We start from the raw sequence: 15158 nt of genomic DNA on the forward strand, positions 1-15158 counted from the left end.
CCAGTTAGTTAAACAAATTAAAATAGTGTAAGGAATATTATTTTATTCCCCTATTTTAGAACGCAATGAAATCCCTAAATCAATTATACCTAAGATTGTCACAAGAGGAAACAGCATTGGAATAAACATACATACAATAAAACTAATAATAGGAATGCCTCTCTTAAAACCTTTTCTGTGTGCTAAAAAGGTGATAAACGTTAATCCTTGCAATACGAGCAGCAAAGCAAAGATTACATATAGGTTAGAAAATACCATATGTAAATATGATGTTGGTTCTACTTTTATAAAAGTTGCTAACAAAATAAATATGACGTAATACCAGACAATACTCTTTGGCAATTGTATATCTTTAAATTTAGGCCAAGGTATAACGTCGTGCTTTAACTTTCTCAAAACACTACCTGATATTAGCACTGTGATCCAAGAAAAACATGCAGAAACTAGCACAAGTATACTTGGAAATAACGTTTGTAATATATCATTCATTTGTGCAAACAACTCTTTTTGTTCCTTACTAACTGGCATACCAGCAGCATTTGCTATCTTTTCACTTTGCGCCATACTTTCACTAAACATATTTTGCATTTGCTTCATTAAATCTATGTTGAAAAATTTTATACTTCCAACATAAATGAGCATTATACCAATTAAATATCCCAGTGTTCCAGCTATCAATATTTCCACTGGTTTTTTCTCTTTTTTATACATATATCCCAATACAACACCTATTAATCCAAACATCACTGTCTTTATGAGACTAATTGGCTGACTCACAATAACTGTAATAAAAAGTGCCGCTACAAAAATCACGAGTATATTAGATAGTTTATGCCTTACTGTTAATAATATAAATGGTAACGGCAACGCAAATATTGCAACTGTACCTAAAATCGGAACATACATAGATATAAGCAATAAAATTGCATATATCGCTAATAACGCTGCACCCTCAGTAATAAATCTCGTATTTTTCATCATCCAACCTCTCTCTCAAAAAAGAAAAGCATAGCAAAATGCACAGTAGAGTCCGACTCTACTGTGCATTTCATACGCTATTATTCACCAACATATGGTAAAAGTGCCATTTGACGAGCACGTTTAATTGCAACTGTAAGTTTGCGTTGGTATTTTGCGCTTGTTCCTGTTACACGACGAGGTAAAATTTTACCACGCTCAGAAACGAAACGTTTTAATAAATCAACATCTTTATAGTCAATGCGAGTGATGCCGTTAGATGTGAAGAAACACACCTTACGACGTTTCGCACGTCCACCTTTGCGTCCTGCCATGTCTATTCCCTCCATTCTTTGTTAAAAATAACCGATTCCCACCATTAAAATGGTAAATCGTCGTCCGAAATGTCAATCGGTTGACCAACATTCGAAAATGGATCGTCATTCTTTGTAAATCCAGAGTTACCAGTGTTACCTGAGTTACCACCCGGATTACCAGATTGACCAAATGGGTTAGAGCTTTGGTTACCGAAACCAGCTCCTGATGGTTGCTGATTGAATGAACCACGTTGCTCCCCACCGCCATTACGCGGCTCTAAAAATTGTACGCTCTCCGCAAGAACTTCTGTTACATATACACGTTTACCGTCTTGTCCATCGTAATTACGAGTTTGAAGACGTCCGTCTACGCCTGCTAAGCTACCTTTTTTCAAATAATTTGCCACGTTTTCTGCTTGTTTACGCCATATTACACAATTAATAAAGTCAGCTTCACGCTCACCTTGTTGATTCGCAAATGCGCGATTCACAGCTAACGTAAAAGTAGCTACTGCAACACCATTGGGCGTGTAACGTAAGTCAGGGTCCTTAGTTAAACGACCAACGAGGATAACACGATTCATCAATCGAACCACTCTCCCTTATATATCAATTATTTTTCTTCTTCTTTAACAACGATATGACGAAGGATATCTTCGTTGATCTTAGCTAAACGGTCGAATTCGTTAATCGCTTCTGCGTTAGAGTTCACGTTTAAGATCATGTAGAAACCTTCACGTAAGTCGTTGATTTCGTAAGCTAAACGACGCTTACCCCACTCTTTCGTGTTAATGATTTCTGCACCATTGTTTGTTAAAACACCTGCAAAACGTTCAACTAAAGCCTTTTGAGCTTCTTCTTCAACGCCAGGACGAATGATGTACATAATTTCGTACTTTCTCATTACACTTTCACCTCCTTTTGGTCTAAACGGCCCATAATGGGCAAGGAGCAATTAATTTATAGTAATTACTCACGAGTTTAGATTATATCATAGTAAGTTATATGAATCAACTCACCAATACATAAAAAACTTGGCAAACACACAATGTATTTGCCAAGTTCATATCTTTATTTTTCCTAGGAAATATTAAATTAAACGTTAAAGCGGAAGTGCATAACATCTCCGTCTTTTACGATATACTCTTTTCCTTCTAAACGTACTTTTCCAGCTTCTTTTGCAGCTGTCATAGAACCGTTTGTCATTAAATCATCATAAGAAACTGTTTCTGCGCGAATAAATCCACGCTCAAAGTCTGTATGAATTACGCCAGCACATTGTGGTGCTTTCATACCTTGTTTAAACGTCCATGCACGCACTTCTTGCACACCAGCTGTGAAGTAAGTAGCAAGTCCTAATAAGTCATATGCAGCACGAATTAATTGATCTAAACCAGATTCTTCAATACCTAGTTCTTCAAGGAATACTTTTTTCTCTTCTTCGTCTAACTCAGCGATTTCTGATTCGATTTTTGCACATACAACGATAACTTGAGAATTTTCATTTGCAGCAAATTCTTTTACCATTTGTACATATTTATTCTCAGAAGGATCCATAATATCATCTTCGCTTACGTTTGCTACGTATAACATTTCTTTCGTTGTAAGTAAATGAAGGCCTTTAACAATTTTCATTTGCTCTTCTGTAAATTCAACAGTACGAGCTGGTTTTCCCTCTTCAAAAGCTTCTTTTAAACGAACTAAAATTTCATGCTCATATACAGCTTCTTTATCTTTTTGTCTTGCTAATTTTGCAACTCGTTCGATACGTTTATCAACAGATTCTAAATCCGCTAAGATTAGCTCTAAGTTGATTGTTTCAATATCATCAATTGGATCTACTTTTCCTGAAACGTGCGTAATATTTTCATCTTCAAAACAACGAACAACTTGGCAAATTGCATCTACTTGACGAATGTGAGATAAGAATTTATTTCCTAAACCTTCACCTTTACTAGCACCCTTTACGATACCTGCAATATCAGTAAACTCGAATACAGTCGGAACAGTTTTTTTCGGTTCTACTAATTCCGTTAATTTATTTAAACGCTCATCTGGTACTTCTACAATCCCTACGTTCGGATCGATTGTACAGAATGGATAGTTTGCAGATTCTGCTCCTGCTTGTGTAATTGCATTAAATAAAGTGGACTTCCCTACATTAGGTAATCCAACAATCCCAGCCGTTAATCCCATATTTTTCACTCCTATGTCTCAATCTTTCATCATTATAGATAGTAACGAAAAAAATGACAAGTTTCCACCAAATGAAAAAAAGCAACGGCTGTCTACTGCAGCTGTTGCTTTTTCACTATTCTTCATGCTTCACAAGTATTTTTTTTACCTTACGATCAAACTCTCTTCGAGGAATCATTACCGAATGGTCACATCCCTCGCACTTAACGCGGATATCCATTCCCATACGAATAATCTTCCAGCGATTTTCACCACATGGATGGGCTTTCTTCATTTCCACAACATCGTACAAGTTATATTGCTTTTGCTCCATTCTCCAAGTCCCCCCTACTATTAAATCGCTTTTTCACTAACTAATTCTTCACGACTATATAAAACCATACGTGGGTATGGAATTTCAATCCCATGTAAATCAAGACGATTTTTAATCTCTTTGCGAAGAGCCCTCGCAATAACTGCATGCTGCATCGGCTCAACTTCAGCAATAACACGTAATACAACTTCAGACGCTGCCAATGTTTGAACACCTAGTAATTGAGGTGTTGTTACCATCTTCTCATATTTTTCTGGTAATTCCACTAATAAATCTTCAATAACTTGCTCCGCTCGTACTATATCGCTTTCATAAGAAATAGATACATCAACAAATGCTACACTATTACTAACGGAAAAGTTCGTTACTTGGATAATACTCCCATTTGGTAGTATATGAATTTCACCCGTCCAACTTTTCATCTTCGTTGTACGTAGTCCTATTTCCAAAACGGTTCCTTCAAATTGACCTATTCTTACATAATCACCTACTGAAAATTGATCCTCTAACAAAATAAATAATCCTGTAATAACGTCTTTAACTAAACTTTGTGCACCAAAACCGACTGCTAAACCAATTACCCCAGCACCGGCTAATAGACCTGACGCATTAATATCAAACACACCTAAAATCGCAATTAACATAATGAACATAACAACGTATGCCACAATATTTTCAAGCAACTTCGCTACCGTAACTGTACGACGTTCTGAAATTTGAATCGGTGAACGACTTCCCATACGAAACGCATTTCGTACAATTGCCCTTGCAACTCGCACAACGATCGCACCAAGTATTAAAATAACGACTATTTTTAGTGATTTTACACCTATATTCGTCCAATCAATGGACTCAAACCATTTCAACGCTAAATCCATGTTCCTCTACCTCTCCAGCTAAAATTTCTTTTTAGTTATCCTTCTTATTGTATCAGAACTCTCTCTGATTTCTGAAAAAAATTTATGACTTTAATTCCATTTGTTAACTTCTATTCAGGTATAAAATGAGACGAATATATATATACTAGTACTATTATTTCCGTTTTCATTCACAGCTTGCAAAAAGTATGCACTTATAATTTTCCATTTCACACACCATATAACATATTGTGAAAATTTATTAAAAGGATGGGTGCTTCATGAATATTAGAAGTTTTCGCTTACCTTTTTTTGAAAAAGAAACTCAAAATGTTATGCATCATGACTTAGAAGCCTCTGAGACAATCAGTAATTTCTTACTTTCTCATATTCCCATTAAGACTAATATGCCACTCATTCTCGTTTGTATCGGAACAGACCGTTCCACCGGTGATGCACTTGGTCCATTAGTTGGTACTAAACTAGAACAAATTGAAATCAAAAACCTTCAAGTATTCGGCACACTAGACGAACCAATACATGCACTAAATTTAGAAGAGAAAATTCAGAATATACAAAAAGAAAATCCTACTTCATTTATTATTGCTGTTGATGCATGTTTAGGAAAATCTCAAAGTATCGGTTCTATAACTACCGGAAAGGGCCCCAGTAAACCTGGAGCCGCGATGAATAAGAAATTACCTGAAATTGGTGATTTGCATATTCATGGCATTGTAAATTTAAATGGTTTCATGGAGTTTTTCGTACTTCAAAATACAAGACTAAGTTTAGTCATGAAGATGGCTGATGTAATTGCACAAAGTATAAAAGAAACTGACCAAAAATTATCTGCATTAAAAAAAGCAAACCATCTATAAATAATAAGATGGTTTGCTTTTTAATTGCCCTTTGATAATAATTCTAAAATTCGATTTAAATCTTCTTTATTAAAAAATTCGATTTCGATTTTCCCTTTTTCTTTTTTCGTTTCTTTGATCTTTACATCTGTACCAAACTTTTCTCTTAAAAACGTTTCGCGCTCTACAAAAAATATATTTCTTTCTTTTTTCACTTGTTGTGTTTCACGTGAAACACGTTGATTAATCTCCTGGACAATTTGTTCCAATTGACGAACATTCAGCCCTTCTTTTTCAATTCGCTTCAATAAAGATTTCAACTGTTCTTCATCTTTTATTGTAAGTAAAGTTCTTCCATGAGCCATTGAAAGCTGCCCGTTTGCAATCATATCTTGAACGAATGAAGGGAGGCTTAACAAACGAGTATAATTTGCAATATAAGGTCTGCTTTTACCAAGACGTTTTGCTAATTGTTCTTGTGTTACATTTAGCTCGTTCATTAACATTTGATATGCCATTGCCTCTTCCATAGGATTTAAATCTTCTCGTTGTAAGTTTTCAAGCAAAGCAAATTCCATCATTTGCTGCTCATTTAATTGCCTTACGACAGCAGGCACTCTCTCAAGTCCGGCCTCTTTAGCAGCACGATATCTTCTTTCACCTGCAACAATTTCATATCCTTTAATACTTTTTCGAGCAATTAACGGTTGCAATATACCGTGCTCTTTAATAGAAGCCGCTAATTCCTGGATTGCTTCTTTATTGAAATGTTTACGTGGTTGATATGGATTCGGCCTTAATTCAGTTACTATAATCTCCTGAATCGTTTCTTCTTCTTTCACATCTAAATCTGGAAAAAACACATTGATTCCTCTTCCTAATCCCTTAGCCACCTGCAATCACTTCCTCTGCTAAATCTATATATACTTCTGCTCCTCTTGATTTAGCGTCATACTGCATAATTGGTTTTCCATGACTTGGTGCCTCACTTAAGCGAACATTACGAGGAATAATCGAACGATATACTTTATCCCTAAAGTATTTTTTCACTTCATCTATAACTTGAATTCCTAAATTTGTACGAGCATCCAACATCGTTAACAATACACCTTGAATTGCTAAATTTTTATTTAAATGCTTTTGCACAAGTCGAACTGTATTTAATAGCTGACTTAACCCTTCCAGCGCGTAATATTCACACTGTACAGGAATAATAACAGAATCTGCTGCTGTTAATGCATTAATCGTTAATAATCCCAAGGATGGGGGACAGTCAATAATAATATACTCATATTCATCACGAATTGGTTGTAATGCTCTTTGCAAGCGTACTTCCCGGGAAATGGTTGGTACCAATTCAATTTCAGCACCAGCCAATTGAATTGTAGCGGGTAGAACATCTAAGTTTTCAGTTGCGGTTTTCCGTATAACACCTTGAACATCTGCATCTTCTACGAGAACATTATAAATACATTGATCTAATTCAGACTTTTCAATCCCTACACCAGTCGTCGCATTTCCTTGAGCATCAATATCTACGAGAAGGACTTTTTTTCCTACTTGTGCCAATCCAGCCCCTAAATTAACGGATGTTGTTGTTTTTCCAACACCGCCTTTTTGATTAGCAATAGCAATGATTTTTCCCATGATGTCACCTACTTTCAACCTTTCTTTCTTATTCTAGAAACAATTACGTTTATTGTAACATGAAATAAAAGTTTTTCTTTTACGTCCTTATTAAACTTCAAAATTTATTTCTAAACTCCTTCTTGCTTTAACAAGAAAATATAGTAAAAGAGACCTCTCCAATAGGATAAGGTCTCTAGCACGTAATTATTTTTTCTTCGGAATTTTAATCGTAATTTGATAGTATTCATCAAACTCTTCTTCCGCAGAATTAACATTCAAACCACTGTTAGCAACCATTTGTAATGATTGTCTAATTGTGTTCATAGCAATTCTCGCATCTCGACTTACTGCTTTTTGCTTCGCTTTGCGCTTTGGTTTTACTTCTTCTAGTAACTTTGCAATTCGCTCTTCTGTTTGCTTTACATTCAATTGCTTCTCCACAATCTCTTGTAAAACCTTCAGTTGTAATTCCTCATTTTTCAAAGGAATAAGGGCGCGAGCATGCCGTTCTGTAATACTTTTTTCTAATAATGCACTTTTGATTTCTTCAGGCAACTTTAATAATCGCAATTTATTTGCGACTGTCGATTGTCCTTTTCCAAGTCGTTGTGCCAATGCTTCTTGTGTTAAATTATGTAACTCAATCAGCTTTTGATATGCCACAGCTTCCTCAATTGCTGTTAATTCCTCACGCTGCAAATTTTCAATTAACGCTACAGAAGCTGTCTCAGTATCATTTAAATTCTTTATTATTGCAGGAACTTTTTCCCACCCTAATTTTGTTGCTGCGCGGAAACGCCTTTCCCCGGCAATAATCTCGTACTTATCATCCTCATATTGCCTCACAACAATCGGCTGGATAAGCCCGTGAGTACGAATCGTTAACGCTAGCTCCTCAATACGTGCATCATCAAAAACTGTTCGTGGTTGATAACGGTTAGGGGTAATGTTTACTATCGGAATTTCCTGTATTTCCTCATATACCTTTTTATCTACTTCTTCATGGCTTTCGTCTTGTAATTCGAATTCGCTCTCTTTATCTCCAAAGCCAAATAAACGAGAAAACGTATTTTTCATACATATTCCACCACCTTTTAGGCCTATTGACTGTTCTACATAAAATGTTTCCTATGAAACATTTACGTTTTCATTTATATAATTTAATCTTACGTCTAATAAGATTTATTTTTCAATAGGTAATTTATTGGGCGTTCCCGGTTTGCGTGGATATTTCTTTGGTGTCTTGCGCTTTTTCTCGATTAATAAAATATTACGCTCACTTTCTTCAAACGGTAATTGGAACGTAGACATTTCTTTTAATTCTCCGCCAAGTACCTCTAAAGCATATTTGCCATTCTCGATTTCTTCGTTCGCCGCTGCACCTTTCATTGCAATGAATGTTCCCCCTACTTTTACAAGTGGTAAACATAGCTCACTTAATACAGAAAGACGTGCAACTGCACGTGCCATTACAATATCGTATGCTTCACGTACACCTTCTTTTTTTCCAAATGTTTCAGCACGATCATGACAAAATGCAACATCACTTAATTCTAACTTTTGCGCTAAGTGATTTAAGAAATTAATACGTTTTTGTAATGAATCCACAATCGTTACTTTTAAGTGCGGGAAACAGATTTTTAAAGGGATACTTGGGAATCCGGCCCCTGCTCCAACATCACAAATAGAAAATGGTTTCGAAAAATCATAATAAAAAGCCGCTGTAACAGAATCAAAAAAGTGTTTTAAGTATACTTCTTCTTTCTCCGTAATAGCCGTTAAGTTCATTTTTTCATTCCACTCTACTAACGTTTCAAAGTAGATTTCGAACTGCTCTAACTGTCTAGAAGAGAGGGAAATACCCTTCTCTTCTAGCATAGATTGAAATTGTTCTATGTTCATCTAGCGATAGCTCCTTACTATTTATTGGTTCGATACTCGTGCAATTTTTCCTTGTTCAATGTAAATAAGTAAAATGGAAACATCAGCTGGATTTACGCCAGAAATACGTGAAGCTTGCCCCATCGAAAGTGGCCGAACATCTTTCAATTTCTGTCTCGCTTCTGAGGCAAGGCTAGAAATCGCATCATAATCAATATCCACAGGGATTTTTTTGTTTTCCATTTTCTTCATACGCTCTACTTGCTGTAAAGACTTTTCAATATATCCTTCGTACTTAATCTGAATTTCAACTTGTTCTGTAATTTCATCATTTAATTCTAATTCACTTGGTACTAAAAGATGAATATGCTCATATGTCATCTCTGGACGACGTAATAAGTCACTTGCACGTATTCCGTCTTTCAATTCACTTCCACCAATGCTACGAATTAATTCTTGAACTTCAGGACGTGGTTTAATAATAATGCTACCTAAACGTTCCTTTTCCTGTTCAATTTGTAATTTTTTATTTGTAAATCGCTCATAGCGCTCTTCTTTAATTAATCCGATTTCACGACCAACTTCAGTTAAACGAAGATCCGCATTATCGTGGCGTAATAATAGACGGTACTCTGCACGAGACGTTAATAAACGGTATGGTTCATTTGTGCCTTTTGTTACAAGATCATCAATTAAGACACCAATATATGCATCAGCGCGACCTAAAATAACTTCTTTTTTACCTAAAGAACGACACGCTGCATTAATTCCAGCCATAAGCCCTTGTCCTGCCGCTTCTTCGTAACCAGAAGTTCCATTAATTTGTCCTGCTGTATATAAATTTTTAATTTTTTTCGTTTCAAGTGTTGGCCATAGTTGCGTTGGTACAATTGCATCATATTCAATTGCATAACCCGTACGCATCATTTCAACATTTTCCAGGCCAGGAATTGTTCTAAGCATTGCACGCTGTACATCTTCTGGTAAGCTCGTCGATAAGCCTTGTACATATACTTCTTGCGTATTACGTCCTTCTGGCTCTAAGAAAATTTGATGACGTGGTTTATCATTAAATCTTACTACCTTGTCTTCAATTGAAGGGCAATATCTAGGTCCCGTTCCTTTAATCATACCAGAATACATAGCTGAACGATGTAAGTTTTCATCTATTAAACGATGTGTTTCTGTACTTGTATATGTTAACCAACATGGAATTTGATCCATAATAAATTTTGTCGTTTCAAAAGAGAAAGCACGTGGCTTATCATCACCTGGTTGAATTTCTGTTTTACTATAATCAATTGTATTGCTGTTTACACGCGGAGGTGTACCTGTTTTAAATCTAACAAGATCAAAACCAAGTTCCTCTAAGTGTTCAGATAACGTAATAGATGGTTGCTGATTATTTGGACCACTTGAATATTTTAAATCACCCATAATAATCTCACCACGTAAAAATGTTCCCGTTGTAATTACAACTGTTTTCGCTGTGTATTCAGCACCAGCTTGTGTAATTACCCCTTTACATACACCATCTTCAACAATTAAACGCTCTACCAGACCTTGAAACAACGTTAAGTTTGGTGTCTCTTCAATTGTTTTCTTTAACTCATGCTGGTAAGAGAATTTATCAGCTTGTGCACGAAGCGCGCGTACAGCTGGTCCTTTACCCGTATTTAACATACGCATTTGAATATGTGTTTTATCAATATTGCGTCCCATTTCTCCGCCTAATGCATCAATTTCACGAACAACAATCCCTTTTGCTGGTCCACCAACAGAAGGGTTACATGGCATGAACGCTACCATATCTAAGTTAATTGTTAACATTAATGTGTTTGAGCCCATTCGTGCTGCAGCAAGACCAGCTTCACATCCTGCATGACCTGCACCGATTACTATGACATCGTATGAACCGGCATTGTATCCCATTGTTTATTCCTCCTAATAACCTCTATCTTACTAAAGCATCTCTGATTAAGGTTTCACTTTATTTTCCTAAACAAAATTGAGAGAACAATTGGTCAATTAAGCTTTCATGGACAGTATCACCAGTAATTTCACCAAGTATTTCCCACGTTCTTGTTAAATCAATTTGAACCATATCAATCGGAACACCATTTTCTATCGCTTCAATTGCATCACTAATTGTTTTTCCTGCTTGTGTTAATAATCCGATATGTCTCGTATTAGACACGTATGTCATATCCGCAGAATCAATTGTTCCTTCAAAGAATAAATCAGCTATTGCCTTTTCAAGCTCATCTATTCCTTTCTCCTCAATTAGAGATGTTGTAATAACACGATTGCCTACCGCTAAATCTGTAACACGTTCCATATCAATTTCTTGCGGTAAATCTGTCTTATTTACAATGACAATGAAATCTTTTCCTTGTACAGTGCGGAATAGATCCTCATCTTCATTTGTTAAAGCCTCACTATAATTAACTACAACTAACACTAAGTCTGCTTGGCTCATCATTTCTTTTGAACGCTCTACACCAATTCGTTCAACAACATCTTCCGTTTCACGAATTCCGGCTGTATCTATAAGTTTAAGTGGTACACCACGCACATTAACGTACTCTTCAATAACATCACGAGTTGTTCCTGCAATATCAGTTACAATTGCCTTTTTCTCCTGAACAAGACTATTTAATAGCGATGATTTCCCAACGTTAGGTCTACCGATAATCGCGGTAGAAATACCTTCACGTAAAATCTTTCCTTGCTTCGATGTTTCTAATATCTTTTTAATTTCAGCACGGACATGTGTAGCTTTCTCAATTAAAATATTATGCGTCATCTCTTCTACATCATCATATTCTGGGTAATCTATATTCACCTCAATATGAGCTAATGTTTCTAATATTTCTTGACGCAAATAGCCGATTAATTTAGATAATCGTCCTTCCATTTGGTTAATCGCTACATTCATAGCACGATCCGTTTTCGCACGGATTAAGTCCATAACAGCTTCTGCTTGTGACAAATCAATACGTCCATTTAAAAAAGCACGTTTTGTAAATTCACCAGGATCTGCCAGTCGTACTCCTTGTGCTAAAATAAGCTGTAATACTTTATTTACCGAAACAAGTCCACCATGACAGTTAATTTCTACTATATTTTCACGCGTAAAAGTCCTTGGTGCACGCATAATAGACACCATAACTTCTTCAATAACTTGATTTGTATCTAAATCGACAATATGACCATAATGAATTGTATGAGAAGAAACCTGTGTTAAATCCTTCCCTTTAAAAATACGATCGACTTTCTCAATCGCATCATCCCCACTTACTCGAACAATGGCAATTGCACCTTCCCCAAGTGCTGTGGAAATTGCGGCAATTGTATCAAATTCCATGTCCTTTCACCTCACTTGCTTATTTATCTCTATTTCAACATGATTTTTTTCCGTCACTAAATTATTAGAATACCATAACGAACCTATCTACAAAAGAATAATAACTCATTTTATTATGTCCTTATGTAAAAAACACTAAACTTATTCACAGTGGATAAGTTTAGTGTTTTTTAGTTATCCACATTTATTTTTGCCTCAAAAAAACCGGCACTCAATTGAGTAACCGGTCACTTGGAAGATATTACAACATACCGATGTGGTTCTTTCCCTTCAGACGTTGTAATGATATTTTGATGATTAGATAATGCTTGGTGAATAATTTTTCGTTCGAAAGAAGGCATTGGTTCTAGAACAACTCTTTTTTTCGTACTCACTACTTGTTTTGCTAATCGATAAGAAAGAGATTCTAACGTATTTTTTCTTTTACTACGATAGTTTTCAGCATCCAGTGTAATACCAATATATTGCTTTGTATTACGATTCGCAACAAGTTTTGTTAAATACTGTAAAGAATTCAACGTATTACCTCTTTTACCAATTAAAGCACCAACATTTTCACCAGAAATTGTAAATTCAACTTCGCGTCCTTTTACAATTTTTCTAATCTCAACTTCCACACCCATATTTTGAATAACATTTTTTAAATATTCTTCACATTCTTGGATTGGATCTTTTTTCAATACAACTTCTACTACAGCGGGGCGTTTCCCAAATAAACCTAGGAATCCCCTCTTACCCTCATCGATAATATTTATATCTACTCGATCTTTCGAAGCATTTAATTGTCTTAAAGCATCTTGTACTGCCAGCTCGACTGTTTGTCCTTTAGCAGTAATTATACTCACTTGCTTGATCCTCCTGCTTTACTAGCCTTAATATCAGGCCCTTTGATCAGATACATTTGAGCGATACCAAAGATATTACCAACTACCCAGTACAATGATAGTGCTGCTGGGAAGTTAATTGCAAAGACTAAAATCATAATTGGCATAAGCCAAATCATCATTGCCATTTGCGGATTTTGTCCAGCCGTTCCCGCCATTGCAAGCTTTTGCTGAATAAACGTCGTAATAGCCGCAACAATTGGAAGGATATAGTAAGGATCTGCCTGTCCTAAATCAAACCATAAAAATGTATGTTTACTAATTTCTGATGTTCTCATAATCGCATGATAAAAAGCGAATAAGATAGGCATCTGAACAAATATTGGTAAACATCCTGCTAATGGATTTACACCATTTTTTTGATACAACTGCATCATTTCTTGTTGTAATTTTTGCTGTGTTGCTTGATCTTTTGAGCTATACTTCTCTTTTAATTTCACCATTTCTGGTTGTAACGCCTGCATTGCTTTCGTACTCTTCGTTTGTTTAATCATTAATGGTAATAATGCAAAACGAATGATAAGAGTTGTAACAACGATTGCTAAACCGTAATTACTACCAAATAAGTTTGCAAAATATGTGATTAATTGAGAAAGCGGGTATACGAAATATTCATTCCAAATCCCAGTGCTTTTCGGTGTAATCGGCTGATTCGTTTCACTACAGCCGGTAGCAATTGCCATTAACATAATAACCATGGCTAGTAAACCTATTTTCTTTTTCAAAGCCTGCTCCTCCTTGTTTCGGTATGTATATAGTGTAATTCATTTCCTTACGCTACTTTTTTATTCTTTTCATACCAGAGCGTTTAAAGACATGAATTAAGCTTTTCTTTAACTCTTCATATGTCATCTCTGCACAAGGCTTCCTTGCTATTATAACAAAATCTTTTCCAGAATCTATCTCATCTTTTAATTCTATAATCGATTGGCGAATCATACGCTTAATTCGATTACGAACCACTGCATTTCCTATTTTCTTACTAACAGAAAGACCAATACGAAAATGCGACTGTTTTTCTTTATCTAATTTGTATACAACAAACTGGCGATTGGCATTCGATTGTCCTTTTTGGAAAACCGCCTGGAATTCATCATTCTTTTTTATACGATTTTTTTTCTTCATATCAATTGACACTCCTGTATTTCATCAGCGGAAACTCATTATTATTAGAAAAAAAGACCACTGAACGATCAGTGGTCTACGCAGATAATACTTTTCTTCCTTTACGACGACGAGCTGCTAGCACTTTACGTCCGTTCGCTGTGCTCATACGGCTGCGGAAACCATGTACTTTGCTGCGCTTACGTTTATTTGGTTGGTAAGTTCTTTTCATTATATGACACCTCCCTGAGGAATATCTGTTAAAGACAGTCTAATAAATTATAGTAAATGAACTAGGAAAATGTCAATGGTTCTCGAAATTTTCATCAAATATTCATTTTGAACCTATTCACACACTTTTTCACAGTCCCTATATTTCCTTGTGGATAAATATATTTTCTCTTTTTTTATATCCACAAACCCTTTTTTTACTTTTACACAGTATATCGTGTTGTGGACAAGTTTATTCCACAAGGTATTGATTTTGTGGATAACTTTCTTAAATTCATTGCTATAGCTACTTTTTTTTGATATTATAGTTGTGTTTTCACTTTGAATAAGTTTTCCACATCTTTATTTTATCCACAATTTGTGTATAACATGTGGACAGTTTAAATCACATGTGGGTAAATAGTTGTCCACATTTGTTTTTTTGTCGAAAACTCTATCTTGGATACCAACAACGTTTTTATATTTTAAAATACGTTTCGTATAAATATGCATTAAAGATATTTACAGGTTGTACAATTGTTGCACAACCTTATTCTTTTACCATCTTTGTAAAGGAGGGACACCT

General features: G+C 35.5%; 18 protein-coding genes. 1 reads left to right on the forward strand and 17 read right to left on the reverse strand.

Translation table 11 applies throughout. The features are described 5' to 3' along the window. Positions 1-42: 42 nt before the first annotated feature. The 7 genes from QUF93_RS28710 to QUF93_RS28740 form a co-directional block, all read right to left on the reverse strand. Entirely contained in the window at positions 43-978 is a 936-nt protein-coding gene (locus QUF93_RS28710; protein WP_289360944.1) for a YybS family protein, read from the reverse strand. Between the two features lie 80 nt (positions 979-1058). After that, positions 1059-1292, reverse strand: coding sequence for a 30S ribosomal protein S18 (rpsR, locus tag QUF93_RS28715; protein ID WP_000918874.1), 234 nt, complete (start codon positions 1290-1292; stop codon positions 1059-1061). Between the two features lie 44 nt (positions 1293-1336). Further along, the gene (gene ssb, locus QUF93_RS28720) at positions 1337-1861 is read right to left on the reverse strand and encodes a single-stranded DNA-binding protein (protein WP_002095075.1); all 525 of its coding nucleotides are present in this window, start codon (positions 1859-1861) and stop codon (positions 1337-1339) included. 26 nt (positions 1862-1887) lie between these two features. Further along, positions 1888-2178 carry a 30S ribosomal protein S6 gene (rpsF, locus tag QUF93_RS28725; protein ID WP_001233781.1) on the reverse strand — a complete coding sequence of 97 codons (291 nt, stop codon included), beginning with the start codon at positions 2176-2178 and terminating at the stop codon, positions 1888-1890. Between the two features lie 191 nt (positions 2179-2369). Then, entirely contained in the window at positions 2370-3470 is a 1101-nt protein-coding gene (gene ychF, locus QUF93_RS28730; protein ID WP_000524664.1) for a redox-regulated ATPase YchF, read from the reverse strand. A 115-nt stretch (positions 3471-3585) separates the two neighbouring features. Further along, complete coding sequence (locus QUF93_RS28735) at positions 3586-3783, reverse strand: DUF951 domain-containing protein (protein WP_000436054.1); 198 nt, start codon at positions 3781-3783, stop codon at positions 3586-3588. A gap of 20 nt (positions 3784-3803) precedes the next feature. Continuing rightward, the gene (locus tag QUF93_RS28740) at positions 3804-4661 is read right to left on the reverse strand and encodes a mechanosensitive ion channel family protein (protein WP_002123574.1); all 858 of its coding nucleotides are present in this window, start codon (positions 4659-4661) and stop codon (positions 3804-3806) included. Positions 4662-4921: 260 nt separating this feature from the next. Here QUF93_RS28740 and yyaC point away from each other — a divergent pair, with 260 nt between their 5' ends. Then, a complete protein-coding gene (yyaC, locus tag QUF93_RS28745; RefSeq protein ID WP_002089953.1) occupies positions 4922-5518 on the forward strand; it encodes a spore protease YyaC in 597 nt (198 codons plus the stop codon). A gap of 20 nt (positions 5519-5538) precedes the next feature. On the opposite strand, the gene spo0J is transcribed toward yyaC, so the two are convergent. The 10 genes from spo0J to rpmH all read right to left on the reverse strand — a co-directional run bounded on the left by spo0J (position 5539) and on the right by rpmH (position 14594). After that, on the reverse strand, positions 5539-6390 hold the full coding sequence (gene spo0J / locus QUF93_RS28750; RefSeq protein WP_289360945.1) for a stage 0 sporulation protein Spo0J: 852 nt from the start codon (positions 6388-6390) through the stop codon (positions 5539-5541). Next, positions 6383-7144, reverse strand: coding sequence for a sporulation initiation inhibitor protein Soj (gene soj, locus QUF93_RS28755; protein WP_002123569.1), 762 nt, complete (start codon positions 7142-7144; stop codon positions 6383-6385). The genes spo0J and soj overlap by 8 nt, the downstream gene beginning before the upstream one ends. Positions 7145-7330: 186 nt before the next feature. Continuing rightward, entirely contained in the window at positions 7331-8203 is an 873-nt protein-coding gene (gene noc / locus QUF93_RS28760) for a nucleoid occlusion protein (protein WP_289360946.1), read from the reverse strand. A gap of 105 nt (positions 8204-8308) precedes the next feature. Continuing rightward, on the reverse strand, positions 8309-9028 hold the full coding sequence (gene rsmG, locus QUF93_RS28765; protein ID WP_002089956.1) for a 16S rRNA (guanine(527)-N(7))-methyltransferase RsmG: 720 nt from the start codon (positions 9026-9028) through the stop codon (positions 8309-8311). 21 nt (positions 9029-9049) lie between these two features. After that, positions 9050-10939 (reverse strand): tRNA uridine-5-carboxymethylaminomethyl(34) synthesis enzyme MnmG, encoded by a 1890-nt coding sequence (gene mnmG / locus QUF93_RS28770; RefSeq protein WP_289360947.1) that lies wholly within the window; start codon positions 10937-10939, stop codon positions 9050-9052. Between the two features lie 58 nt (positions 10940-10997). Beyond that, positions 10998-12374, reverse strand: coding sequence for a tRNA uridine-5-carboxymethylaminomethyl(34) synthesis GTPase MnmE (gene mnmE / locus QUF93_RS28775; protein WP_289375961.1), 1377 nt, complete (start codon positions 12372-12374; stop codon positions 10998-11000). Between the two features lie 227 nt (positions 12375-12601). After that, complete coding sequence (gene jag, locus QUF93_RS28780; protein ID WP_289360949.1) at positions 12602-13219, reverse strand: RNA-binding cell elongation regulator Jag/EloR; 618 nt, start codon at positions 13217-13219, stop codon at positions 12602-12604. After that, complete coding sequence (gene spoIIIJ / locus QUF93_RS28785) at positions 13216-13983, reverse strand: YidC family membrane integrase SpoIIIJ (protein WP_289360950.1); 768 nt, start codon at positions 13981-13983, stop codon at positions 13216-13218. The genes jag and spoIIIJ overlap by 4 nt, the downstream gene beginning before the upstream one ends. A gap of 52 nt (positions 13984-14035) precedes the next feature. After that, complete coding sequence (rnpA, locus tag QUF93_RS28790; protein ID WP_002123559.1) at positions 14036-14383, reverse strand: ribonuclease P protein component; 348 nt, start codon at positions 14381-14383, stop codon at positions 14036-14038. A 76-nt stretch (positions 14384-14459) separates the two neighbouring features. Further along, positions 14460-14594 (reverse strand): 50S ribosomal protein L34, encoded by a 135-nt coding sequence (gene rpmH, locus QUF93_RS28795; protein WP_000831901.1) that lies wholly within the window; start codon positions 14592-14594, stop codon positions 14460-14462. Between the last annotated feature and the right edge of the window lie 564 nt (positions 14595-15158).

Source organism: Bacillus hominis, assembly GCF_030348325.1.
In the GTDB taxonomy this organism is placed as follows: domain Bacteria; phylum Bacillota; class Bacilli; order Bacillales; family Bacillaceae_G; genus Bacillus_A; species Bacillus_A hominis.